This is a genomic window from Herbaspirillum sp. GW822-FHT03A08 (assembly GCF_058801885.1).
On the sequence record NZ_JBXANR010000001.1, the window covers coordinates 47,551 to 70,139 of the forward strand.

Below are 22,589 nucleotides of genomic sequence, written 5' to 3' on the forward strand. Positions count from 1 at the left end.
CCAGCAAGCCGGCGATTACTCTTCCAGCGGCAAGGCCAGCGTTTCCTTGATCTCTTCCATCACAACATAACTCTTGGACTGCGCCGCACCCGGCAATTGCAGCAGGATGTCGCCGAGCAGCTTGCGGTATTCCGCCATGCCGCGGATGCGCGCCTTGATCAGATAGTCGAAGTCGCCCGAGACCAGATGACACTCCTGCACCTCCGGGATGCGCAGCACCTCGCGGCGGAACTGCTCGAACATATTGCCCGACTTATGGTTGAGCGTGATCTCTACGAACACCAGCAAGGTCGCCCCCAGCGTTTCCGGATTGATACGCGCGTAATAGCCGCTGATGACGCCGTCGCGCTCCATGCGCTTGACGCGCTCGATGCACGGCGTGATCGACAGGCCGACCTGCTCGCCGAGGTCTTTCATCGAGATGCGCCCGTCCTTTTGCAGGACCGCCAGGATCTTGCGGTCCAGCTTGTCCAGGGTGCGTACTGAAAGCTGCTGCGTTCTCATTATTTATTCTCGTTTTTAGCAATTAATACACAAACAAATGCTAGTTAATTCTCAATATCATAGTTTTAAATTCTAATGAATTACAGCTTAATTACAACTATTTCAGGGAATCACATCATGCGTGTCGTTATTCTGGGCAGCGGCGTCATTGGCGTCACCAGCGCTTACTACCTCGCCAAGGCCGGTCATCAGGTCACAGTGCTCGACCGTCAACCGGGTCCGGCGCTGGAGACCAGCTTCGGCAACGCCGGCCAGATCTCGCCCGGCTACGCCTCTCCATGGGCTGCGCCCGGCATTCCGCTCAAGGCCCTGAAATGGATGTTTGAAGAACATGCGCCGCTGGCGATCCGTCTCGACGGCACTTTGCAGCAATTACGCTGGATGTGGCAAATGCTGCGCAACTGCAATGCCGATAGTTACGCCATCAACAAGGAGCGCATGGTGCGCCTGGCCGAATACAGCCGCGACTGCTTCCGCCAGTTGCGCGCCGACACCGGCATAGCCTACGAAGGCCGCCAGCAAGGCACGCTGCAACTGTTCCGCACGCAGGAGCAGTTCGACGGCGCGCAAAAGGATATCGACGTGCTGCGTCAGACCGGCGTGCCCTACGAGCTGCTGACCGGCAGCCAGCTCGCCAATGCCGAACCGGCGCTGGCCAAGGTCAGCCACAAACTCAGCGGCGGCCTGCGCCTGCCGAACGATGAAACCGGCGACTGCCAGCTGTTCACCACCAAGCTGGCGAAAATGGCCGAGGAATTGGGCGTGCGTTTCCGCTACGGCGTCGATATCGATGCGCTGGCGGTGGCGGGCGGCGAGATCGACGGCGTGGTCTGCGGCAAGGAACTGGTCAAAGCCGACCGCTACGTGGTGGCGCTGGGGTCGTATTCCACCAACTTCCTGCGCAACATCGTCGACATCCCGGTGTATCCGCTCAAGGGCTATTCGATCACCGTCCCGGTGGTCAATGCCGAGGCAGCGCCGGTGTCGACTATCCTCGACGAAACCTACAAGATTGCCGTCACGCGCTTCGACAACCGCATCCGCGTGGGGGGCATGGCGGAAGTGGTCGGTTTCAACAAGGAACTCAATCCGAAGCGCCGTGCAACGCTGGAGATGGTAGTCAACGACCTGTTCCCCGGTGCCGGCAACACGGCACAAGCCAGCTTCTGGACCGGATTGCGCCCGATGACACCAGACGGTACGCCAGTCGTCGGCGCCACGCCGATCGGCAACCTGTTCATCAACAGCGGCCACGGCACGCTGGGCTGGACGATGTCGTGCGGCTCGGGTCAACTGCTGTCGGATCTGATTTCGGGTCGACGTCCCGCCATCGCTTCGGAAGATTTGTCGGTGGCGCGTTATATGGGCCGGCAGCAATTCCACGCGACTGCGACCGCCTGACATATCGAAAATCTGCAGCAAAACAGCAACCGCGCTGCAACCTGCCAAGCCGAAGCATTGCGCTTCGGCTTTTTTATTTTCTGCCGTCTGCAAGTGCCCGGCCGCGCACGTAGGAAACGTCCCACACGCGCTGTCTGGTTACGCCGACATTCCTCTCGACGCAATACGCCGATAATCGTTTCATCGACGGCTGCTTCTCACAATTCCCTGCCGCCGCTCACGACGAGACCCTCTGCCGGAGACTGCAGTCTGATTTCGTGCCGCCATTCGCAAACGCAAGCTCTCTTTGAGAAAGACCTTCGCATGCATACACAAGCCCATCGCGACACGGCCTGCGCGCCAGGCCCGACTGTGCCCAGTGCAAAGAAAATCGCCAGGGAAAGCGGTCTGCGCTATGTCAACGACGACACGCCGGGCATCAGCCGTACGCGTGATCATGGCGACTTCATCTATACCGACAGCGACGGCAAGACCATTCACGACAGCGCCCTGCTCGCCCGCATCAAGGCGCTCGCTGTTCCTCCTGCCTGGGAGGACGTATGGATCTGCCCCTGGGCCAACGGCCATATCCAGGCTACCGGGCGCGATGCACGCCAGCGCAAGCAATATCGTTATCACGCGCGCTGGCGCATCGTGCGCGACGAGGTCAAATACCAACGCATGATCAGCTTTGCGAAGGTATTGCCGCAGATACGTAAATGTCTTGAGCACGATCTGAAGAAAAACGGCTTGAGCAAACAGAAAGTCCTGGCGACGGTGATTTATCTGTTGCAGGCGACACTCATGCGCGTGGGCAATGACGAATACGCGCGCAACAATCAGTCGTTCGGCATGACCACGCTGCGCAATCGCCACGTCAAGGTCGACGGAGCCGACATCAAGTTCCATTTTCGCGGCAAGAGCGGTGTGCAGCACACGATCAAACTGCATGATCCCTACATGGTGCGCATCGTGCGCAAGCTGCTCGATTTGCCGGGACAGGATCTGTTTCAGTACGTTGATGAAGCCGGCGACACGCACAGCGTCGGCTCCAGCGACGTTAACGACTACCTGCACGAGATCACGGGCGAGGATTACACTGCCAAGGATTTCCGCACCTGGGCCGGGACCGTGCTGGCGGCGCTGGCGCTCAACGAATTTCAGCAATTTGATTCACAGGCCCAGGCGAAGAAAAACATCGTTCAGGCAATTGAACACGTCGCCATGAAGCTGGGCAACACGCCGACAATCTGCCGCAAATGCTATGTGCATCCGGACGTAATCTCGTCCTATCTGGACGGCGTGACGGCGGGTACGCTCAAGCAGCAGGTGCGCGACAATCTGGTCCACGACCTGCATGCCTTGAGCCCGGAAGAAGCTGCGGTGCTGGCGCTGCTGCAACAACGCTTGCAAGACGAGCCGAAGCGGCAGAAATCGCCAAAGCGCTAGAAGAGACAAAAAAATCGGCTTTCCATTTTCATGGAAAGCCGATTTTCTATTGTGGAAAGAACCGCGGAGTTATGCCGTCACAGGCGCTTTCTCAAGCTTCGGCAGGAAAGCCGCCAGCAAGCCGATCAGCGGCAGGAAGGCGCAGACCTGATACACGAAGAAAATGTCGGTCACGTCAGCCAATTTGCCCAGCAGCGCGGCGCCGATACCACCCATGCCGAACGCGAAACCGAAAAACAGGCCCGACACGGTACCGACCTTGCCCGGCATCAGTTCTTGTGCGAACACCAGGATCGCCGAAAAGGCCGACGCCAGGATCATGCCGATGATGACCGTCAGCACGCCGGTCCAGAAAAGGTTGGCGTAGGGCAGCATCAGCGTGAACGGCGCCACACCCAGGATCGATACCCAGATCACCAGCTTGCGGCCGACGCGATCGCCGATCGGACCTCCCAGCACGGTACCGATCGCCACTGCAAACAGGAACACGAACAGATGAATCTGCGCATCCTGCACCGACAGCTGGAATTTGCTGATCAGGTAAAACGTGAAGTAGCTCGACAGGCTGGCCATGTAGAAGTACTTGGAAAAGATCAGCAGCAGCAGAATGCTGACCGCCATGATGACCTTGTTGCGCGGCAGCTCGACGTAACCGGAAGATTTTTTCTTTGACTTGGTCTTGCCGGCCAGTTGCTGGCGTTGGTACCAGTGACCGATCTGACGCAGCACGACGATCGCAATCAGGGCTGCAATGGTGAACCACGCGATGCTGCGTTGTCCGCCGGGGATAATGATCCATGCGGCCAGCAATGGCCCCATCGCGCTGCCTGCGTTGCCGCCGACCTGGAACAGCGATTGCGCAAGGCCGTGGCGACCACCCGATGCCATACGCGCCACGCGCGAAGCTTCAGGATGGAAGACCGAGGAGCCGGTGCCGACCAGCGCAGCGGCGACCAGCAGCACGCCAAAATTCGGCGCGACCGACAGCAGCAGCAAACCGCACAAGGTAGAACCCATGCCGATGGCCAGCGAATACGGTTTTGGATGTTTGTCGGTGTACAGGCCGACCAGCGGCTGCAATAGCGAAGCCGTCACCTGGAACGTCAGAGTGATCAGACCGATCTGAGCAAAGCTCAGGTGGAAATTGCCCTTCAACAGCGGATAAATCGCCAGCAGCAGCGATTGAATCATGTCGTTGAGGAAATGCGAAAAACTGATCGCGCCCAGGACGCGGAAGCCGGTTTTTTCTACTGCCTGTTTCTCGGTTGCCTGAGGCATTTCCGGCGGATTAAGCGCTGTCTCCATGATGGCCTGTCTTATTTTGGATGGATAAACCCGAAATTTTAGACCTGTTGGCCTGGTTTGTCTTTTGGCGCCCCATTTTGGGTCGCGTCGCCGGGCACCATACAAGATTCAGGCTTTATGCGGCCTTGCGAAAAGTCAGGTTGTAGCGACACGTGCCGGTCAACTCGTGCACGCCCTCCATCAACGTGTCGACACCATGGAAACTCAAACGCGCCGGACCGCCCCACACCACCACGTCGCCGCTTTCCAGCCGCATGCGCAGCGGCTTGTCGGCGCGCTCGCTGCCGCCGAAAAGAAAGATCGCCGGCAATCCCAGCGACACCGATACGATAGGCTCCGTCATGTCACCTTCGTTCTTGTCCTGATGCAGCGACATGCGCGCACCGGGGACGTAGCGATTGATCAGACAGGCATCCGGCATGAAGTTGTCGAAGCCGGCTGCCGTTGCCGCCTTCACAGCCAATTCAATGAACACTTCCGGCATCGCAGGCCACGGCTGTTGCGACAGCGGATCGTCACGCTGATAGCGGTAGCCGCGCCGATCCGTGACCCAGCCGAGTTCGCCGCAATTGCTCATTGCCACCGACATGGTGTAACCGCCCGGCGTCTGCATCTGCCGGAACGGCGCTTGCGCAGTCACCTGCTCAATGGCTTGCATCAATGCGGTCGCTTGCTCGTCGGCGAAAGCACGCAGCCATGCCGCGCCGTCGTCGATTCGTTCGATGGACGGTACGCGCAAGGCAGCGAACAGATCGCCGGTCATGACAGCCCTGCTCCTTCTCCCTCGCCCTCTTTTTCCAGCAAAGCCTTCTTCCGCTCAACACCCCAGCGGTAACCCGACAGCGAGCCATCCATGCGCACCACGCGATGGCACGGGATCAGCACGGCAATGGCGTTGGACGCACAGGCACTGGCTACGGCGCGTACGGCAGATGGTTTGCCGATGCGCTGCGCAATATCGGAATATGTCACGCGCGCGCCGGCCGGGATCTCGCGCAAGGCTTGCCATACGCGTTGCTGGAAAGCCGTGCCGCGCACATCGAGCGGCAGGTTGAGATCGCCTTGCGGCGATTCGATGAAACCGATCACTTTGGCGATCAGTTTTTCAAATTCCGCATCGCCGCCGATCAGCTCCGCCTGCGGAAATTGATCCTGCAGATCGCGCACCAGCTGATCCGGATCGTCGCCCAGCGTGATCGCGCAAACGCCCTTGGCAGTGGTCGCCACCAGGATTGCACCCAGCCAGCACTGCGCCACCGCAAAATGAATTTGCGCACCGCTGCCGCCGCTGCGATAGGCGCTCGGCGTCATGCCCAGCCGCCCGGTGGATTCTGCATAAAAGCGTCCGCTGGAATTGAAGCCGGCGTCATACATGGCATTAGTGACGGTGTCGCTCTGCACCAGGCCCTGGCGTAAACGGTGAGCCCGGTGAGCTGCGGCGTACGCCTTGGGCGTGACACCGGTTTTTTCTTTGAAGACGCGATGAAAGTGGAAGCGGCTCATGCCGGCGATCTGCGCCAGATCATCCAGCGAAGGCAAATCCTCCGCCTGCTCGATAGCGCGACAGACTGCGGCGATGGCCTGCGCCTGACGCTCAGCCAGTGCAGCTTCGTTCGGTTTGCAGCGTTTGCAGGCGCGAAAGCCGGCTTGTTCCGCCAATGCGCCGGTATCGTAGAAGGCGACGTTTTCCCGTCGAGCCTGACGCGAAGGACACGACGGACGGCAATACACCCCGGTGGTGCGCACAGCGTAATAGAACGTGCCGTCGGCGGCTTTGTCGCGCTGCGTGACGGCCTGCCAGCGCTCGTCGTCGAGGCTGGCGGCGAGCCGGGAAACAGGAGCGGATAAAATGGACTTGCGGGTATTCATACTAAACATGATGACACCTTTTGGTTACACGGTCATCGCAGTATAAAAATCCCAAACCAGTCCGACACTCCGGGCCTTGCTTTCAAATCCGGTGTTGTTTTCTGAAGCGAAAATCAGGACGAAAACTTGATCCGCTGGCGGCTTTGCGCCGGTTGCGTGACGTGATCCAGCGGCAGCACGTGCGAGTGTTTGATCTGTTTCATGGTGATATTGGACTTGACGTTGGTCACGCCCGGCAGGCGCAGCAGGCGCGTCATCATGAACTCGGAAAACGCCGCCAGATCTGGCGCGACGATGCGCAGGATATAATCCGCTTCGCCCGTGATGGAAAAGCACTCCATGATTTCGGGCATGCTCTGCACCGCTTTCTCGAACTGATCGCCGCGCGTTTCACCCTGGCGGTCGAGTGTGACATTGGTGAACGCCGTGACGCCGAGACCGACGACAGCAGGATCCAGCACTGCGGTATAGCGCTCAATGACGTGCGCTTCTTCCAGACGCTGCACGCGCCTGCTGATCTGGGAAGTCGACAGGTGCACTTTCTGGCCGAGAGCGCTGTTGGTGATGTGACCGTCACGCTGCAACTCCGCCAGCAAGGCCAGATCAAACCGATCTACGGTGATTGTGCTCATATCGCCCTCTTTTCCCCATTATTTTGAACAATTTGTGCATCATACAGCGACAAATGTGGAAATAACAATCACATTTTGCGCATCTCCTGCAATAAACTGGATTCATACATTACCCAGCACGCAGCCGGTGCAAGGCGTTCACAAGGCGCCTGCCCTGCCCCACACTCCAGGAGACCATGATGGGCCAAGCCACGCAGATCACTTCCACCCGCAGCGCCACCGATTTGTTCGACAATCCGATGGGCACCGACGGTTTCGAGTTCGTCGAATATGCGGCGCTGGACCCCATGCCGATCGCCACCGTGCTGGAATCGATGGGATTCTCCGCCGTAGCGCGTCACCGCTCCAAGAACGTCACACTGTACCGCCAAGGCCAGATCAACTTCATCCTGAATGCGGAGCCGGACAGCAACGCCACCGAATTCGCCAAGGTGCACGGCGCCTCCGTCAACGCCATGGCCTTCCGCGTCAAGGATGCGGCAGCAGTCTATAAGCGCGCGCTGGAAATGGGTGCCGAAGGCGTGCCAGCCAAGCTCGGCCCGATGGAGCTGAACATCCCCGCCATCAAGGGCATCGGCGGCTCGCTGCTGTATCTGGTGGACCGCTACGGCGAGCGCGGTTCGATCTACGACATCGATTTTGAATTCTTCCCCAACGTCGAACGCCATCCTGTCGGCGTCGGCCTGACCTACATCGATCACCTGACGCACAACGTGGTGCGCGGCGCGATGGATAAATGGTCATCCTTTTACGAGCGTCTGTTCAACTTCCGCGAGATCAAGTATTTCGACATCGAAGGCAAGATGACCGGCCTGAAATCGCGTGCCATGACCAGCCCTTGCGGCAAGATCCGTATTCCGATCAACGAAAGCGCTGACGACAAATCGCAGATCGAAGAATTCATCAAGCAGTACAACGGCGAAGGCATCCAGCACATTGCGCTGGGCACCGACGACATCTACCAGACCGTGCGCACGCTGTACCAACGCCAGGTCCCGCTGCAAGACACCATCAACACTTATTACGATCTGGTGGAGCGCCGCATCCCCGGCCACAAGGAAGACCTGGCCGCGCTGCGCGAACTGAAGATCCTGATCGACGGTGCGCCGACCGAAGGCCAGGGTCTGCTGCTGCAGATTTTTACGCAGACGCTGATCGGCCCGATTTTCTTCGAGATCATCCAGCGCAAGGGCAATGATGGTTTTGGCGAAGGCAATTTCAAGGCGCTGTTCGAATCGATCGAACTGGATCAGATTCGCCGTGGCGTGATCTGAGCAGGTTGATCTTCCCGCCTCAAAATTAATAAAAAGACAATTCCATGGCGGCGTTCCGGGAAATCCGGTACGCCGCCTTATTTTTGCCTTGCCCTCAAGAAATCGCCGGGATGGACGTAAAAGGAAGTACTACTTCTGCGAGGGAACACCATGCCTGCCAGCGCTCAATTTGGAAAATACGCCGCCAACGCCGCTTCTGCCGTCGTCGAGGATATTTCCGAGCGCATCCAGCAATTGACCCGCCAGATTCGTGAGTTGCAACGGCAATTACAGCAAATGCTGTCATCCATCTCCGAACAAGACCTGAACCAGCTGCGTCAACGCATCCAGGCGCATTATCAGGAAATCTTCCGCCTGGAAAAAGAGAAAGCGCGCAGCCGCAATCGCAGCAGCAGCTATCTCAGCGTCGTGCTGTCAGTCGCTACCAGCAACGCCTGAAAACCTGCAGAAGAAACTGCGATTTCAGCGCAGCCTCTTTATTCCTTCCGTCCTCTGCTTCAGTCTTTTTTGCTCGCCACCAACGCAGCCATCGCAGCAGCATTCGGCTGTATTCCGCTGAGCAAGCCGTCAACAACGCCGGCGCGGTTTTGCACCGGCTGATTCTGGCTGACCTTCCATTTACCAACCAGCTTGGTGATCGGGATTTCGATGCCGACGATGGCGCTGATCATCTTGTCGATATAGTCCGCCGGCGCGTCGCTGACTGACCATGGCTGCGCCATTGCGGCTTCATGATGCGTCGTCAGCCTGGTGACCAGCGCGCGCAGCCATTCGGCGTCGTCGATGATGCGCAAGGGACCGCTGGCATGCACAACGGCATAATTCCATGTAGGCACGGCTTTGCCGTTTTCTTTCTTTGTGGGGTACCAGGATGGCGAGATGTAGGCGTCTGCCCCCTGAAAGACCGCAAGGACTTCGGTTGTCGCAACGTAGTCCTTCCAGACCGGATTGGCACGCGCCACGTGTCCGCGCAGAATGCCATGCTCCCCCTCGTCGGCGCTCAAGATCAGCGGAATATGATTGGCGTCCAGACCGGACGACGTCTGCGTAATCAGTGTCGACAAAGGATGGTCCTGCATCAGACGGTGCAAGACCTGAAGGTCGGATTCGGCGAAATGGCTGGGTAGGTACACGTGTTTTCCCTTGCGATGATCGGTACGGCGGACATAAGATGCGTGAACAAAAAATACACGCCTTGCAGCAGCCTACTGTAACCGACCGGGGAAGTTTTTTATAGCGGGCAAAATAATCGACAATGCCTGGCCTGCGTGCAGCAAACTCGACAAACCTCAGTGCAAGCTGCTTCAGAAAAAAATTACGGGTCCGGACCTTTGTGAGGTGCGGACCCGCAATCGTTGCATTGCTGCATCAAAGCACTGGATCAGCGCATCATGCGTGTCCCAGATACGCCTTGCGCACAGCATCATTAGCAAGCAGATTAACGCCGGTGTCGGCAAGTACTACATGGCCGTTTTCCAGTACATAGCCGCGGTCGGCTACACCCAGCGCCTTGTTGGCGTTTTGCTCGACAAGGAACACCGTCACGCCGTTGTCGCGAATGGTGCGAATGATGTCGAAGATTTGCGCAATCACCAGCGGCGCCAGACCCAGCGTCGGCTCATCCAGCAACAGCAAACGTGGCTTGCTCATCAGCGCACGGCCGATCGCCAGCATCTGCTGCTCGCCGCCGGACATGGTGCCGGCGCGCTGGTTGGTACGCTCCTTCAGACGAGGGAACAAACCAAAGACGTACTGCACGCCCTCTTCAATTTGCTCATTCGTGGCGAAAAACGCGCCCATCTTGAGATTTTCCAGTACGGTCAGGCTTGGGAAAACACGACGGCCTTCGGGCGAAATCGCCATGCCCATGCGCATGATTTCGTGCGTCGCACGCTGGGTGATATCCTGGCCTTCAAAGACGATCTTGCCACTCGATGCACGCGGCTTGCCGCACAAGGTCATCAGCAAGGTGGTCTTGCCTGCGCCGTTGGCGCCGATCAGCGTGACGATCTCGCCCTGCTCCACATTCAGCGATACGCCATGCAGCGCTTCGATGGCGCCGTAGTGGGTATGTACCTGTTCAAACTGCAACATCATTCTTCTCCCAGGTAAGCTTTGATCACGCGCTCGTCATTGCGCACCTGATCCGGCGTGCCGATGACGATAGGCTTGCCGTGCTCCATCACCAGAATGCGGTCGGAGATGCCCATGATCAGGCTCATGTCGTGTTCGATCAGCAGGACTGCCACGCCGTGTTCACGGCGCAGCGTGTCGATGAGCTGCTGCAGCTCCTGCTTCTCTTGCGGATTGAGGCCGGCCGCGGGTTCGTCCAGCAGCAGCAGGCGCGGCTTGGTGATCATGCAGCGCGCGATCTCGACGCGGCGCTGCAAACCATACGACAAGGTGCCGGCTTCGCGGTTGGCCAGCGCAGTCAGACCCAACTGGTCGAGCCAGTAGGCGGCGCGATCCAGCGCCTCCTTCTCGGCGCGGCGATATCCGGGCAGCTTCAATAAACCGGACACCAGATTGTTGTTGACCTGATTGTGTTGGGCCACCAGCAGGTTCTCCACCACGGTCAGAGTCTTGAACAACCGGATATTCTGGAAGGTGCGCACCAGTCCCTGTTGCGCCACGACGTGGCTGGGCTTGCGCGCAATCGACGCACCGCCCAGGCTGATGTCGCCGGTGGTCGGCTGGTAGAAGCCGCTGATGCAGTTGAAGACGGTGGTCTTGCCGGCGCCGTTAGGGCCGATGATGGCAAAAACTTCCTTGTCCATCACCGACAGCGACACACCGTCGACCGCCAGCAAACCGCCGAAGCGCATCGACAGATCCGAGACCTGCAGCAAAGTAGTATTAGTCGTCGTCATCGCGGCAGCTCCACGTGAGGACGCGTTGCCGGCAACAAGCCCTGCGGACGCCACATCATCATCAATACCATCACCAGACCAAAAATCAGCATGCGGTATTCCGCAAAACTGCGCGCCACTTCCGGCAAAATCGTCAGCAGAATCGCCGCCAGAATCACACCCAGCTGCGAACCCATGCCGCCCAGCACCACGATCGCCAGGATCAGCGCCGATTCGATGAAGGTAAAGGATTCCGGATTCACCAGCCCCTGGCGCGCGGCGAAGAAGCTGCCAGCCAGACCGGCAAACGCCGCGCCCAGCGTGAATGCGGACAGCTTGATCTTGGTCGGATTGATGCCCAGCGAGCGGCAGGCGATTTCGTCGTCGCGCAGCGCTTCCCAGGCGCGTCCCATCGGCATGCGGATCAGGCGGCTGGTCACGAAGTAAGTAAACAGCACCAGCAGCAAGGCGACGAAATACAGGAAGATCACCATGTGGCTGCCCTGATACGTCAGGCCGAGCATTTCATGGAAAGTCGTGCCGCCTTCGACGCTGGCGCTACGCGCCATTTCGATGCCGAACACGGTCGGTTTCGGAATACCGGACACGCCATCCGGACCGCCGGTCAGCGAGGTCAGGTTGTTGAGCAGCAGACGGATGATTTCACCGAAGCCCAGGGTCACGATCGCCAGATAATCTCCACGCAAACGCAGTACCGGGAAACCGAGGATGAAGCCGAATAAGGCCGACATGCCGGCAGCAATCGGCAGACACTCCCAGAAGGTAAAACCGAAGTACTGGTTGAGCAACGCATAGGTGTAACCACCGACCGCATAGAAACCGACATAGCCCAGATCCAGCAGACCGGCAAAGCCGACCACAATGTTCAGGCCGAGGCCCAGGATCACGTAAATCAAAGCCAGGGTCACCACGTCGACGTTGCCGCGCGAACCGAAGAACGGCCACACCAGCGCAATCGCGAACAGCACCAGCAAGGCGTATTTCTGTTGCCGCGGCTGCAGCTTCGGCAATGCAGGCAGACGCACACCCTTGGTGCTGCGCGTCAGAGTCGGCTTGATCAGCTGGAACACGAACACCGCCAGCACCGCGATCAGCACCGGCGTCCAGTGCGCCTGCAAGACCACACGGTAACCTTCTAGCTGCAATTGCAGGCCCAGCAGCGGCGTGGTCAGAATGGCGGTCAGGATCGCCGCCGCCACGGCGTTTTTAAAAGTAACAGGCATCAGACTTTCTCCACGTCCGGCTTGCCCAGCAAACCTGTGGGACGGAACAAGAGGATGAGGACCAGCAAGGCGAAGGACACCACATCCTTGTATTCAGCCGGCAGGTAACCCGCAGCGAATGTCTCGGCCAGTCCCAGCAGCACACCGCCCAGCATCGCGCCGGGAATGCTGCCGATCCCGCCCAGCACGGCAGCAGTGAACGCCTTGATGCCGGCGATGAAACCGATGTAGGGATTAAGCTTACCGATGGTCAGTGCAATCAGCACGCCGCCGACCGCCGCCAGCATCGCACCCAGCACGAAGGTGAAGGAAATCACGCGGTTGGTATCGATGCCGAGCAGATTGGCCATGCCCATGTCTTCGGCACATGCGCGGCAGGCGCGACCCATGCGCGAACGCGCAATGAACAGCGTCAGGCCGACCATCAGCAGCAGCGTGACGCCGACGATGATCATGCGGGAATAAGGAATAGTGACCGTAAAGTCGCTGCCCATCTGGAATTCCAGCGCGCCGGAAATCAGGACAGGCACGGACATGTCGCGCGAACCCTGGCCGATCTGCACGTAGTTCTGCAGGAAGATCGACATGCCGATGGCTGAGATCAGCGGCACCAGGCGCGGTCCGCCGCGCAGCGGACGATAAGCGACGCGTTCGACGGTCCAGCCGTACAGGCCGGTGACCACCACGGAGACGATCAACGCAGCGCCGAGCAACAGCGGCAAGGGATAACCCGCCTGCACGCCGATGGCGGTAAGCGTCACCAGGCCAACGTAGGAACCGATCATGTAAATTTCGCCGTGCGCGAAATTGATCATGCCGATGATCCCGTAGACCATGGTGTAACCGATGGCGATCAATGCATAGATCGCACCCAGGCTCAGCCCGTTGACGAGCTGCTGGGTCAGTTGTGGGAGCAGTTCATTCATAGGAAACTTGGCAAATATAGATGTGCAAATGCCCCATTCTTACCGCAATGGGGCATTTTGCATGGGACGTCAGTATGGACGACTACTGCAAGCCGGAGAAAAAATTACTTGGCTTCAGTCTTCGTTGCGTCTTTGTGCCAGGTGAAGACGACAAACTTGAACGACTTCAGGTCGCCCTTCTTGTCGTATTCCACAGTGCCGATCGGTGTCTTGAAGGAATTGGCGTGGATGTACGCTGCAACCTTGGTCGGATCAGTCGACTTGGTGGCGGTGATCGCATCGGCAATCACCTTCACACCCGAGTAAGCAGGCATCTGGAACGGGCCGTTAGGATCGCGTTTTTGTGCAGCGAAAGCCTTGACCAGTGCAGCATTGGCAGGATCGGCAGCAAAGTCGGCCGGCAGTGTGACCAGCATGCCTTCGGAAGCAGGGCCGGCGATGGCCGTGATGTCCTTGTTGCCGACGCCTTCAGGACCCATGAACACGGCCTTGACGCCTTGTTCGCGCGCCTGGCGCATGATCAGACCCATTTCAGGGTGATAGCCGCCGAAGTAGACGAAGTCTACGCCTTGCGATTTCAGCTTGGTGATGACGGCGGAGTAGTCGCTGTCGCCGGCGTTCACGCCTTCAAACACGACGACTGGAATCTTTGCCGCTTCCAGGCCGGCCTTGACCGAAGTCGCCACGCCTTGACCGTAAGATTGCTTGTCGTGCAGGACGGCAGCCTTCTTTGGCTTCAGCTTTTCAACCACGTACTTGGCGGCGGCAGGACCTTGCTGGTCGTCGCGGCCGATGGTGCGGAAGATATATTTGTGCGGCTTGGCTTCAGTCAGCTGAGGCGCAGTCGCCGACGGCGTGATCATCACGACGCCTTCGTTTTCATAGATGTCGGATGCAGGGATGGTCGAACCCGAGCAGACGTGACCGATCACGAACTTGATGCCTTGGCTGACGATCTTGTTGGCGACGGCAACTGCTTGCTTCGGCTCGCAGGCGTCATCCATCAGGACGGCTTCAAACTTGTTGCCGCCGGCGCCGCCGGCTGCATTGATTTGCTCGATTGCGGTCAGTGCACCGGCTTTGACCATGTCGCCGTACTGGGCCACCGCACCAGTCATCGGGCCGGCGATCGCGATCTTCACTGTTTCAGCCTGGGCTGTGCCGGCGAACGAAACTGCGGATGCGACGACACCAACGGCCATGGCGATTTTTGTCAGGCGGTTCAAAGGGAATACGGATTTCATTGAATTTCCTCCAATATATTTATTCGTTGCGGCTCTGGCCGGCAACAACATTGAGCAGACGTTACATATGAACAAAGTATGAACAAAGCGCTGCATCTTTACCGATGCTGGCGCTATGGGGCAGGAGTGTAACATTTCCGTCATATACGACAGCTTTTTTTATGCGAACGACCCTGTATTTGCTATTTTTGCGCATCACGAGAATATTTCGCACACTTTTTATTCAAAAAACAAAAATTTTTAATCGATATTTCCAAATATGCTCTTGTTGCGCTGCACCTCACTATCACGCTCCGGCCTCCTGCTCGCATGAAAAAACGCCGCGCCGGGCACACTCAGGCGGCGTTTTTTGCAGATCCGGCTGAAACGTTCAACGGCCGGGAATCGTTTTAGAACTGCTCCCAGTCAGCCTCACTCTCGGCCGCCTTGGGAATGACCGGCATGGACGCGCGCTTGGCAGGAATCCCCTTCGAGCGCGGCGTAATGTCGATCGTGCGCTTGGCGTTGTTCGCAGCCTTCGCTGCGGATGTCGCCTGCAGTTGCTGCTGATCGATCTTGAAGACGCTGACCACCTCGGACAAATTGGCCGCCTGATCCTGCAACGATTGCGCGGCAGCAGCGGCCTCCTCCACCAGCGCCGCATTTTGCTGCGTCACTTCATCCATTTGCGCGATGGCCTGATTGACCTGTTCGATACCCGCGCTCTGTTCCTGGCTGGCAGCGGTGATCTCAGCGACGATGTCAGTCACGCGGCGCACACTCGCCACTACTTCCGCCATCGTGGCGCCGGCCTGCTCCACCAGCCTACTGCCGAAGTCCACTTTTTCAACGGAATTGCTGATGAGTTCCTTAATTTCCTTTGCTGCGCTGGCAGAGCGCTGCGCGAGGCTGCGCACTTCCGATGCGACGACCGCAAAGCCGCGGCCTTGTTCGCCGGCGCGCGCGGCTTCCACCGCAGCATTCAGCGCCAGGATGTTGGTTTGGAAAGCGATGCCGTCGATGACGCTGATGATGTCGACAATTTTCTTCGACGATTCGTTGATGGCACCCATGGTATCGACCACCTGTCCGACTACGCCGCCGCCCTGTACCGCCACTTCCGATGCCGAGACTGCCAGTTGATTGGCTTGACGGGCGTTATCGGCATTTTGCTTGACCGTGGAAGTCAGCTCTTCCATCGACGATGCGGTTTCTTCCAGTGAGCTGGCCTGCTCTTCCGTGCGGCTGGACAGATCGAGATTGCCGCTGGCGATCTGGGTCGATGCCGTGGCGATCGTGTCGGTGCCGGTACGCACCTGCGACACGATGTTGAGCAAGCTGTCGTTCATCGCTTTCAGTGCTTGCATCAGTTGGCCGGTCTCGTCACGCGAACGGACTTCAATCTGCGCCGTGAGGTCGCCGCCGGCCACGCGCCGGGCAATTCCCACCGCGGCAGTCAGCGGACGCGACACAATCCCTGCGACCCAGAACGCCAGCAGCAAACCTAGCGCGACGCTGGCGGCCAACAGAACCACGATCCAGATGCGCGCGGCTTCATAGGTCGATGTCGCGGTCTCATCCGCTTTTGCACTGCCGGCCTCGTTGATCTGACTCAGACGATCCAACTGAGCAGCCATGGCGATATAAAGTTTGGTGGAGTCGCCACGAATCAGCAATCGGGCCTCGTCATTGAGACCGCTGCGCGCCAGCATCAGGATCTTCTTGTTTTCGGCAAAATAAGCGCTGAGGTTTTTTTTGAATTCCGGATAGACGGTCTTTTCTTCCGGTTCCGAAATCAGACTGGCGTATATGTCGTCGAACTTCTTGAATTGCGCAATCTGCGACTCAATCGACTTCTCATACATGTCGAAGTCTTTTTCATTGTCCGACTGGATATGCTGCAATTCCGCGACGCGAATCCGACTCAGAGTGGTCTTCATCTGCAAGGCTGCGCGCACTGCCGGCAGCCAGTTGGTGCTGATGTCGGTCGATGCCTGGTTGACGCGGCTCAGTTGGCCGATCGAAAACAGGCCGAGGATGATCGTCAGGATCAATACCGCGACAAACGAGATAACAAGCTTGTGGGCGATCTTAAGGTTATAAAACCATTTCATGATGTGCTCTTTGTAATCGTAGAGGGAGGGAGGACGCGATCTGAGCAGGAAGGCGGCTTCGGGGCTATGGCTGCCCCTGTTGCGATGATGGCTTGCCGGCGATGGAGGACTGCTCGCCGGCTTCCGTATTGATGGTTCATAACGACTTTCTGTTCACCTGCATCGCTTGCCTGCTTGCACAAGGCCGGCGTGCAGATTTAAATTTATTTTCTTTCCGCATCGGGATAACTCATCGGGATGCTGTTTTGCCGAATACAATATTTCAGTTCGATATGCCGCCCGTCGCAATCACAGCGCGCAGCAACACCCTCCGCGTCATCACGGAGACAACGGCGAGTCGGATACAGCGTCAGGGATTCATTGCCTGTTGCGGCGATTCAGGCATGGTCTGGGTGCGTGGTACGAAAGTGCGTTATTTCCTGAAACATTGACGATGAGATGATTTACGGCAACATACCCGGTTTCTTTAGCGCGCTTAACCGCCATTTACAATTACTTTTACCTTCATCCCTGCATGCTCCAGCCTTTGCGCCAGATCACCGATTTCCTCAGACATGCAGGTCCGTTCTTCTCCGTCGCTGCGGCAATATGGACGGCCACACAGTTCACGGTTCAGGCGGCGGAAATCCGGCAATACCGCTACAACCAGATCAGCGTCACGGCTTGCCATATCGATCCTCAGCAAGATGCCTTGCGCATGTACTGGAAAGACCCGTCGGGCAATGTCTTCGGCACCTTCTCCAATTTGCGCGCCTGGCTGCGGCCGCAGGGCAAGGATCTGTTCTGTGCCACCAATGCCGGCATTTACGATAAAGACCGGCGTCCGCTCGGCCTGTACATAGAGAACGGCGTCATGCTGCGCAAACTCAATACGCGCCAGAACGCCTACGGCAACTTCTACCTGCAGCCGAACGGCGTCTTTATCGTGGAAGAAAAACAGGCCCGGATTGTCGACACCGCCAGCGTCGACAGCGACCGATCCCGCTGGTTGTCACATGCGCTGTACGCCACGCAGTCGGGGCCGATCATGCTGCGCAACGGAGAAATCAACGCCGCCTTCGATCCCGGCTCCATCAACCTGTTCGTGCGCAATGCCGCCTGCATCGATCCCGCGAAAAAGATCGTGCTGGTCATGGCGAGAAATCCCATCACCTTCTACGACTTCGCCCAGTTTTTGCGTGACAAACTGCACTGCGTCGACGCGCTTTACCTGGACGGCAGCATTTCACGCATTTATCCCTCGCTGGAAGCAGACATCGGCCCGTCCTTCGGCGCCATCATCGGCGTGGAGAAGTAGCGCCGGCACGGATGACACTTATCGCATATCGACATGCAAAATCATTCGTTCTCCTCGAATAAGCCTTGTGTGACCATCCCGCCTTGCCTTTGATGGCCCATATTCGCATACAACATCGGGAGAAAAAATGCGCCGCTGGTCGATTTCCGCATCCGTATTATTCGCAGTCCTCACGCTGGGCGCCAACGCCGTTTCGGCACAGGACAAAACAAAAATCAAAGTCGGCGTGTCGGTCGGCAATTCCGAGCAGACGTTTGAAGTGGTAAAACGCGTTGCCGCGCGCGACGGTCTCGACATCCAGATCATTACCTTCAGCGACTATCTGCAACCGAACGAGGCGCTTGCCGCCGGCGATCTCGACGCCAACGCCTTTCAGCACAAACCCTTCCTCGACAGCCAGATCAAGACGCGCGGCTACAAGCTGGTCCCGGTCGGCCTGACGATTACGGCGCCGCTGGGCATCTATTCCAAGAAATACAAGACGGTCGATCAATTGCCGCAAGGCGCCAGCATCGGCATCCAGAATGATCCTTCCAACGGCAACCGCGCCCTGCTGCTCCTGCAAAAATCCGGCCTGATCAAACTCAAACCCGGCGTCGGTGAAAACGGCGTCAATGCCACACCGCTGGACGTCATCGAAAATCCCAAGAAGCTCAAGCTGGTGGAACTGGATGCCGCGCAACTGCCGCGTTCGCTCGACGATCTCGCAGCGGCTTCGATCAACAACGATTACGCGTTCAAGGCCGGCCTGTCCCTGCAGCGCGACACCATCGCGGTCGAAGACGCCAAGGGCCGCTACGCCAATCTGATCGTGACGCGCGTGGAAGACAAGGACAAACCGTGGGCGAAGAAACTGGTGAAGGCATACCAGTCGGACGAAGTACGTAAATTCATCGAAGCGGAATTCAAGGGATCCCTGGTACCGGCATTCTAAGCAGTATCGTTGGCGATATGCGGTGACAGTGGCGGTACGAGGGTACCGCTCACAACGTCATGGCGATGATGATGTTGCACCAGAAGAAAAAAGACCCGCAGCAATAGACTGCGGGCCAAATTCCCTTTCAAGAGGGAGGTTGAAGGAACAGTTCAACCATTTTTAGGAGTCGCCTGCTGTCACAAAGTTCGCACTTCTTCTAAACACTTCCAAAATTTGTTTCGTTTCATTTGTTGCACACGCTAAAACGCCCATGCCGGATTGCTCCCGCATGGGCGTTGCTCAAACCCGTCTGATCAAAGTCTCAATGCTTATGCATTAAGGCTTCTTGTCAGTATTGGTTGCGTTGTCAGCCGGTGGTGTTGCAGGTGGTGCGGCATCTGCAGGCTTGGCATCACCTGCCGGGGCTGGCGGCGGCGTCATGGCCGGCGGCGTCGGTGTAGCCGGTGCAGGCGTGGCGGCCGACGAATCGCTCGCTGCTGGTGCGGCCGGAGCCTCATCGCGTTTGTTACAGCCCGCCAGCAAGGCGGTGAACATGACAGAAGCTAACACTGCGTGACGTACTAACATAGTTCCTCCAAGAAGTTATTGAATACAAGTTGAACACAAGTGACTGCATGCACAAATTTAGATGCGCTCACGTTCAATTGTTCCCGCCCGGCAGGCCCCATCTTGTAGGAGAATGGCCATTCTTTGCGTAAGCTTTCGCGACAATCCATTCCGACAATTCCCTCTTCGCCTCCGCATGCCGAATAAACCTTCATATCCGATATCGACCGCCGCTTTTTGCATTGTTTCCTTTGCACTACTGCTTCTGCCAATCTCGGCGCACGCAGAGATCACGCCATTGACAAGCGAACAATGCGCAACGATGCAAAGCAACAAAGTCATCAGCGCAGAGAACCCGGTCAAATGCGGTCGGATGATGCAAGTTTCATTTTCCTATCAGGACTTTGCAGGACACCGCAATGACGACGGCAATGTCGTCGTACTGGATGTCGTCGCACCGCAAGTGCAAGCTATCTTCGATGCACTGCTGCAACGTGGATTCCCGCTCCATAAAGCGAGATCCCTGGAGGCGTATCAGGGTGACGACGAAGCGTCGATGGCGGACAACAACACCTCTGCTTTCAACGGCCGTCCGATGACCGGCGGCAGCGCGTGGTCCAAACATGCCTACGGCGTCGCCATCGATATCAATCCGCTGCAAAACCCCTACATCGGTAAAGACGCCGGCAAGCAACTCGTTGTGCTGCCGCTTGCTGCGCGCGGGCAATATCAGTCACGCACACCCATGCGTGCGGGTATGGCCGAAGAGGTGCAGGACATTTTTTTCAGGCATGGATTCATGATCTGGGGCGGCAACTGGAAGCAGCCGATCGACTATCAGCATTTCGAAATCGGCAGCCGGGACTTCATCGCTCATTTGCTGAGTCTGCCGTTGCAGGAAGCTCGCCGCGAATTCTCTTCTTACGCCAACACGTATGCGGCCTGCGTGTCCGGCAATACCATTGCAAATCTGACGTTACGACGCAAGGCCTGTGCGGGAAAAAGCAAACGCTGAGCGTGAGAAAATGATGTGACGCGCTTAATACGGCGCGTTTAGCGCATCTCGAGCAACACCTGAACCGCTTCACGCCGTGCGGCGCCGTCCGCATCGCCACGTACCAGCACCTCACTGCGTTGCTGCAAGTATTGCCGTGCCGATGCCTGCTTGAGCAAAGGCAGCGTCTGGTTGAGCGCATCGATCAGCAAAGGCGTCAGCCGATCCAGCTCGGGCCGGATGTCTCGCGCCAGATCTGGAGGTGCGGCAAAGCGTTCGTGCTTTTCCTTGCGCCACCGCGTGTGCAAATCCAATTGAATAAACTTGCCTGCGTCGAATTGCGCCTGAAAAAAACGCCGCATGAATGATTTTTCGCCATCGCTTGCACTGTTCAGTGAGACACTCAGATCATCCAGGATTTTCTGTTCACGCACGGGATCGTTGATGGGCGCGCCCGAATTCCATTTTGACTGCGCCACCATGACCGCGACGTTCAGGCGCTGATCCATCAGTGTCAGCAGACGGTCGATTTTCTGCTGTTCCTCGGCCGGGATGCCAGCCGGTATTGTCTGGCATGCCGACAACAGCAGCGAAATCGCGGCCACGCGCCAGAGCCAGACCAGCAAGCCATTTATTTTCAATCGTGATGTCATCCTGATATTTTTCCTGTCCTTGTTCTTATCCCACCGCCCCGAGCAAGTCTCTTCTCGCTGCCGCAATGCCTTAGTAGTCCGTACTTTGAGATTTTTCCTATATGTCGCAGACGCGCCCGTCTCCACAATGCAAGGCATCTTATTCCATCTTGCAATGCCACCATGCAAATCGTTTTTCTTATCTGGCCTGTCCTGTTGCTGCCCGTTTTACTGGCGTGGCTGACACGCCCTGATCGCAGCACCAATGTGCTTGCCAAGCCCAGCGCGCCCGTCACGCCGCACCACGCTTCAACACCGGTACGGAAGAAAGTCACAAGCCATACACCTGTCTATCGCAGGGAAGCGCAGCGTGCCTATCGTGAGATGCTGGACTTGGCGGCAGAACAGCGACGCCGCGAATCCCCCGCTTATCGCAAGGCGGCACAAGCTGCCTATCGCGAAATGCAGCAAATGGACGGCGAGTCCATCGATGGCACTCCGCCAGCATTGACGATGAAATATGCACAAACAGCGACGCGCAAAACAAACACCCCGCTCTCGTCAGCCGACACAAGCCGCAATCCACTCGTCCGCCTCGGCTGATGCCCCTCGCAATTCTTTGCGCTTGTTAAGAAAAACGTCCTCCGTCATAAAGGTAAAGCTGTGTAAGTTATTCCGCACGTCATGAGACGAAGCGTTTTCCTCCCCTATACTGGCTTCGCTGGATCGACCACAGAATTCGTTTCTTCATCAGAGGGGTACACCATGACGATCAATACCGTTTCTTCTTCCAATGCAGCGACAGCTGCACACGCGCAACAAGTCGCCAAACACAAACCATCGACCGTAGATTTCGCCAAGGTCATGGCCAGTGCCGGCGGCGATATCAAGACTGATACCAACACAGCGACGAAGCAAAGCAATTCAAGCTCCGTCACTGCTGTCGCTCAAAACGCCGACGGTACCAAAGTCAGCGGCTGAGTCAGTATCGGCGCTGTCGGTGCCGTAAATACGAAAGCCACGTTCGCGTGGCTTTTTTTGTTGCTATCGATACTGAGGCGGCTACGCATACATCGCAAAAATGCTGCCGTGAAATGCAAAAAACCGCTGAGAGCCAAGGCTATCAACGGTTTTAGACAAATTTGGTTGCGGGGGCAGGATTTGAACCTACGACCTTCGGGTTATGAGCCCGACGAGCTGCCAGACTGCTCCACCCCGCGTCTGAAGAAAAAGATTATACGACATATCCACGAACTATGCAAACCGATTGCTCGAATTCTTTCCTCTGCCGGCTTTCGTCCAGGCATCGCGTGCTCCGGTCACCTGTATAACGAGCCCGCTGGCGTCACCGCCGATAAAAGAGTCTCCCTACAGGCGACAGTGATACACTTCTACCCGCACTTTGGCATGAATC

23 protein-coding genes and 1 tRNA gene are annotated in these 22,589 nt (G+C 57.5%); 9 read left to right on the top strand and 15 right to left on the bottom strand.

The features are described 5' to 3' along the window. Positions 1-15 precede the first annotated feature (15 nt). The gene (locus AC1RN6_RS00255) at positions 16-504 is read right to left on the bottom strand and encodes an Lrp/AsnC ligand binding domain-containing protein (RefSeq protein ID WP_007882305.1); all 489 of its coding nucleotides are present in this window, start codon (positions 502-504) and stop codon (positions 16-18) included. Positions 505-621: 117 nt separating this feature from the next. Between AC1RN6_RS00255 and AC1RN6_RS00260 the strand changes: the two genes are divergently transcribed. Next, a complete protein-coding gene (locus AC1RN6_RS00260) occupies positions 622-1,905 on the top strand; it encodes a D-amino acid dehydrogenase (protein ID WP_493002207.1) in 1,284 nt (427 codons plus the stop codon). A gap of 303 nt (positions 1,906-2,208) precedes the next feature. After that, a complete protein-coding gene (locus tag AC1RN6_RS00265) occupies positions 2,209-3,333 on the top strand; it encodes a DNA topoisomerase IB (RefSeq protein WP_493002209.1) in 1,125 nt (374 codons plus the stop codon). Positions 3,334-3,402: 69 nt separating this feature from the next. Here the strand turns inward: AC1RN6_RS00265 and AC1RN6_RS00270 are convergent, their stop codons facing one another. The 4 genes from AC1RN6_RS00270 to AC1RN6_RS00285 all read right to left on the bottom strand — a co-directional run bounded on the left by AC1RN6_RS00270 (position 3,403) and on the right by AC1RN6_RS00285 (position 7,139). Further along, positions 3,403-4,638 (bottom strand): MFS transporter, encoded by a 1,236-nt coding sequence (locus AC1RN6_RS00270; protein ID WP_493002211.1) that lies wholly within the window; start codon positions 4,636-4,638, stop codon positions 3,403-3,405. A gap of 115 nt (positions 4,639-4,753) precedes the next feature. After that, entirely contained in the window at positions 4,754-5,401 is a 648-nt protein-coding gene (gene alkB / locus AC1RN6_RS00275; protein ID WP_493002213.1) for a DNA oxidative demethylase AlkB, read from the bottom strand. Next, a complete protein-coding gene (gene ada / locus AC1RN6_RS00280) occupies positions 5,398-6,516 on the bottom strand; it encodes a bifunctional DNA-binding transcriptional regulator/O6-methylguanine-DNA methyltransferase Ada (protein ID WP_493002214.1) in 1,119 nt (372 codons plus the stop codon). Before ada ends, alkB begins: the two co-directional genes overlap by 4 nt. 104 nt (positions 6,517-6,620) lie before the next feature. After that, entirely contained in the window at positions 6,621-7,139 is a 519-nt protein-coding gene (locus AC1RN6_RS00285; protein WP_007882311.1) for an Lrp/AsnC family transcriptional regulator, read from the bottom strand. 179 nt (positions 7,140-7,318) lie between these two features. Here AC1RN6_RS00285 and hppD point away from each other — a divergent pair, with 179 nt between their 5' ends. Together hppD and AC1RN6_RS00295 are read left to right on the top strand one after the other, a co-directional pair. Further along, positions 7,319-8,413, top strand: a complete 1,095-nt coding sequence (gene hppD, locus AC1RN6_RS00290) for a 4-hydroxyphenylpyruvate dioxygenase (RefSeq protein WP_493003471.1) — start codon at positions 7,319-7,321, stop codon at positions 8,411-8,413. A gap of 150 nt (positions 8,414-8,563) precedes the next feature. Beyond that, positions 8,564-8,851, top strand: a complete 288-nt coding sequence (locus AC1RN6_RS00295; RefSeq protein ID WP_493002215.1) for a hypothetical protein — start codon at positions 8,564-8,566, stop codon at positions 8,849-8,851. Positions 8,852-8,910: 59 nt separating this feature from the next. Here the strand turns inward: AC1RN6_RS00295 and AC1RN6_RS00300 are convergent, their stop codons facing one another. From AC1RN6_RS00300 to AC1RN6_RS00330, 7 genes are all read right to left on the bottom strand, one after another. Continuing rightward, positions 8,911-9,546, bottom strand: a complete 636-nt coding sequence (locus tag AC1RN6_RS00300; protein ID WP_493002217.1) for an FMN-binding negative transcriptional regulator — start codon at positions 9,544-9,546, stop codon at positions 8,911-8,913. A 256-nt stretch (positions 9,547-9,802) separates the two neighbouring features. Further along, on the bottom strand, positions 9,803-10,507 hold the full coding sequence (locus AC1RN6_RS00305; protein ID WP_493003473.1) for an ABC transporter ATP-binding protein: 705 nt from the start codon (positions 10,505-10,507) through the stop codon (positions 9,803-9,805). Continuing rightward, positions 10,507-11,283: a high-affinity branched-chain amino acid ABC transporter ATP-binding protein LivG gene (gene livG / locus AC1RN6_RS00310; protein WP_493002219.1), complete on the bottom strand. Its 777-nt coding sequence runs from the start codon at positions 11,281-11,283 to the stop codon at positions 10,507-10,509. Before livG ends, AC1RN6_RS00305 begins: the two co-directional genes overlap by 1 nt. Then, positions 11,280-12,506, bottom strand: a complete 1,227-nt coding sequence (locus AC1RN6_RS00315) for a high-affinity branched-chain amino acid ABC transporter permease LivM (RefSeq protein ID WP_493002220.1) — start codon at positions 12,504-12,506, stop codon at positions 11,280-11,282. Before AC1RN6_RS00315 ends, livG begins: the two co-directional genes overlap by 4 nt. Continuing rightward, positions 12,506-13,432, bottom strand: a complete 927-nt coding sequence (livH, locus tag AC1RN6_RS00320) for a high-affinity branched-chain amino acid ABC transporter permease LivH (protein ID WP_094564309.1) — start codon at positions 13,430-13,432, stop codon at positions 12,506-12,508. The genes AC1RN6_RS00315 and livH overlap by 1 nt, the downstream gene beginning before the upstream one ends. Positions 13,433-13,536: 104 nt before the next feature. After that, entirely contained in the window at positions 13,537-14,676 is a 1,140-nt protein-coding gene (locus AC1RN6_RS00325; RefSeq protein WP_493002221.1) for a branched-chain amino acid ABC transporter substrate-binding protein, read from the bottom strand. Between the two features lie 389 nt (positions 14,677-15,065). Next, entirely contained in the window at positions 15,066-16,769 is a 1,704-nt protein-coding gene (locus AC1RN6_RS00330) for a methyl-accepting chemotaxis protein (protein WP_493002222.1), read from the bottom strand. Between the two features lie 514 nt (positions 16,770-17,283). Here AC1RN6_RS00330 and AC1RN6_RS00335 point away from each other — a divergent pair. Beyond that, positions 17,284-18,066 carry a phosphodiester glycosidase family protein gene (locus tag AC1RN6_RS00335; RefSeq protein WP_493002223.1) on the top strand — a complete coding sequence of 261 codons (783 nt, stop codon included), beginning with the start codon at positions 17,284-17,286 and terminating at the stop codon, positions 18,064-18,066. A gap of 127 nt (positions 18,067-18,193) precedes the next feature. Continuing rightward, positions 18,194-19,000: a MetQ/NlpA family ABC transporter substrate-binding protein gene (locus AC1RN6_RS00340; RefSeq protein ID WP_493002224.1), complete on the top strand. Its 807-nt coding sequence runs from the start codon at positions 18,194-18,196 to the stop codon at positions 18,998-19,000. 318 nt (positions 19,001-19,318) lie between these two features. Here AC1RN6_RS00340 and AC1RN6_RS00345 read toward each other — a convergent pair whose 3' ends face one another. Further along, entirely contained in the window at positions 19,319-19,570 is a 252-nt protein-coding gene (locus AC1RN6_RS00345; RefSeq protein ID WP_493002225.1) for a hypothetical protein, read from the bottom strand. A 61-nt stretch (positions 19,571-19,631) separates the two neighbouring features. Between AC1RN6_RS00345 and AC1RN6_RS00350 the strand changes: the two genes are divergently transcribed. After that, complete coding sequence (locus AC1RN6_RS00350; RefSeq protein ID WP_493002227.1) at positions 19,632-20,564, top strand: M15 family metallopeptidase; 933 nt, start codon at positions 19,632-19,634, stop codon at positions 20,562-20,564. A gap of 38 nt (positions 20,565-20,602) precedes the next feature. Here the strand turns inward: AC1RN6_RS00350 and aroQ are convergent, their stop codons facing one another. Continuing rightward, complete coding sequence (gene aroQ, locus AC1RN6_RS00355) at positions 20,603-21,364, bottom strand: gamma subclass chorismate mutase AroQ (protein WP_493002228.1); 762 nt, start codon at positions 21,362-21,364, stop codon at positions 20,603-20,605. Between aroQ and AC1RN6_RS00360 the strand changes: the two genes are divergently transcribed. Together AC1RN6_RS00360 and AC1RN6_RS00365 are read left to right on the top strand one after the other, a co-directional pair. Beyond that, complete coding sequence (locus tag AC1RN6_RS00360; RefSeq protein ID WP_493002229.1) at positions 21,359-21,778, top strand: hypothetical protein; 420 nt, start codon at positions 21,359-21,361, stop codon at positions 21,776-21,778. The genes aroQ and AC1RN6_RS00360 overlap by 6 nt on opposite strands. 162 nt (positions 21,779-21,940) lie before the next feature. Continuing rightward, positions 21,941-22,156 (top strand): hypothetical protein, encoded by a 216-nt coding sequence (locus tag AC1RN6_RS00365; RefSeq protein ID WP_493002230.1) that lies wholly within the window; start codon positions 21,941-21,943, stop codon positions 22,154-22,156. Positions 22,157-22,318: 162 nt separating this feature from the next. On the opposite strand, the gene AC1RN6_RS00370 is transcribed toward AC1RN6_RS00365, so the two are convergent. Further along, positions 22,319-22,395: transfer RNA gene (locus AC1RN6_RS00370), tRNA-Met, on the bottom strand. Positions 22,396-22,589: the final 194 nt, after the last annotated feature.

Excerpts from the sequence above, each read along its gene's own strand:
- AC1RN6_RS00365 (WP_493002230.1), top strand. The coding sequence starts at position 21,941 with ATGACGATCAATACCGTTTCTTCTTCCAATGCAGCGACAGCTGCACAC.
- AC1RN6_RS00360 (WP_493002229.1), top strand. The coding sequence starts at position 21,359 with ATGCAAATCGTTTTTCTTATCTGGCCTGTCCTGTTGCTGCCCGTTTTA.
- AC1RN6_RS00285 (WP_007882311.1), bottom strand. The coding sequence starts at position 7,139 with ATGAGCACAATCACCGTAGATCGGTTTGATCTGGCCTTGCTGGCGGAG.
- AC1RN6_RS00330 (WP_493002222.1), bottom strand. The coding sequence starts at position 16,769 with ATGAAATGGTTTTATAACCTTAAGATCGCCCACAAGCTTGTTATCTCG.
- AC1RN6_RS00260 (WP_493002207.1), top strand. The coding sequence starts at position 622 with ATGCGTGTCGTTATTCTGGGCAGCGGCGTCATTGGCGTCACCAGCGCT.
- AC1RN6_RS00315 (WP_493002220.1), bottom strand. The coding sequence starts at position 12,506 with ATGCCTGTTACTTTTAAAAACGCCGTGGCGGCGGCGATCCTGACCGCC.
- AC1RN6_RS00305 (WP_493003473.1), bottom strand. The coding sequence starts at position 10,507 with ATGTTGCAGTTTGAACAGGTACATACCCACTACGGCGCCATCGAAGCG.
- AC1RN6_RS00265 (WP_493002209.1), top strand. The coding sequence starts at position 2,209 with ATGCATACACAAGCCCATCGCGACACGGCCTGCGCGCCAGGCCCGACT.
- alkB (WP_493002213.1), bottom strand. The coding sequence starts at position 5,401 with ATGACCGGCGATCTGTTCGCTGCCTTGCGCGTACCGTCCATCGAACGA.
- livG (WP_493002219.1), bottom strand. The coding sequence starts at position 11,283 with ATGACGACGACTAATACTACTTTGCTGCAGGTCTCGGATCTGTCGATG.
- AC1RN6_RS00340 (WP_493002224.1), top strand. The coding sequence starts at position 18,194 with ATGCGCCGCTGGTCGATTTCCGCATCCGTATTATTCGCAGTCCTCACG.
- AC1RN6_RS00345 (WP_493002225.1), bottom strand. The coding sequence starts at position 19,570 with ATGTTAGTACGTCACGCAGTGTTAGCTTCTGTCATGTTCACCGCCTTG.
- livH (WP_094564309.1), bottom strand. The coding sequence starts at position 13,432 with ATGAATGAACTGCTCCCACAACTGACCCAGCAGCTCGTCAACGGGCTG.
- AC1RN6_RS00335 (WP_493002223.1), top strand. The coding sequence starts at position 17,284 with ATGCTCCAGCCTTTGCGCCAGATCACCGATTTCCTCAGACATGCAGGT.
- AC1RN6_RS00295 (WP_493002215.1), top strand. The coding sequence starts at position 8,564 with ATGCCTGCCAGCGCTCAATTTGGAAAATACGCCGCCAACGCCGCTTCT.
- hppD (WP_493003471.1), top strand. The coding sequence starts at position 7,319 with ATGGGCCAAGCCACGCAGATCACTTCCACCCGCAGCGCCACCGATTTG.
- AC1RN6_RS00270 (WP_493002211.1), bottom strand. The coding sequence starts at position 4,638 with ATGGAGACAGCGCTTAATCCGCCGGAAATGCCTCAGGCAACCGAGAAA.
- AC1RN6_RS00350 (WP_493002227.1), top strand. The coding sequence starts at position 19,632 with ATGCGCTCACGTTCAATTGTTCCCGCCCGGCAGGCCCCATCTTGTAGG.
- AC1RN6_RS00255 (WP_007882305.1), bottom strand. The coding sequence starts at position 504 with ATGAGAACGCAGCAGCTTTCAGTACGCACCCTGGACAAGCTGGACCGC.
- AC1RN6_RS00325 (WP_493002221.1), bottom strand. The coding sequence starts at position 14,676 with ATGAAATCCGTATTCCCTTTGAACCGCCTGACAAAAATCGCCATGGCC.
- ada (WP_493002214.1), bottom strand. The coding sequence starts at position 6,516 with ATGTTTAGTATGAATACCCGCAAGTCCATTTTATCCGCTCCTGTTTCC.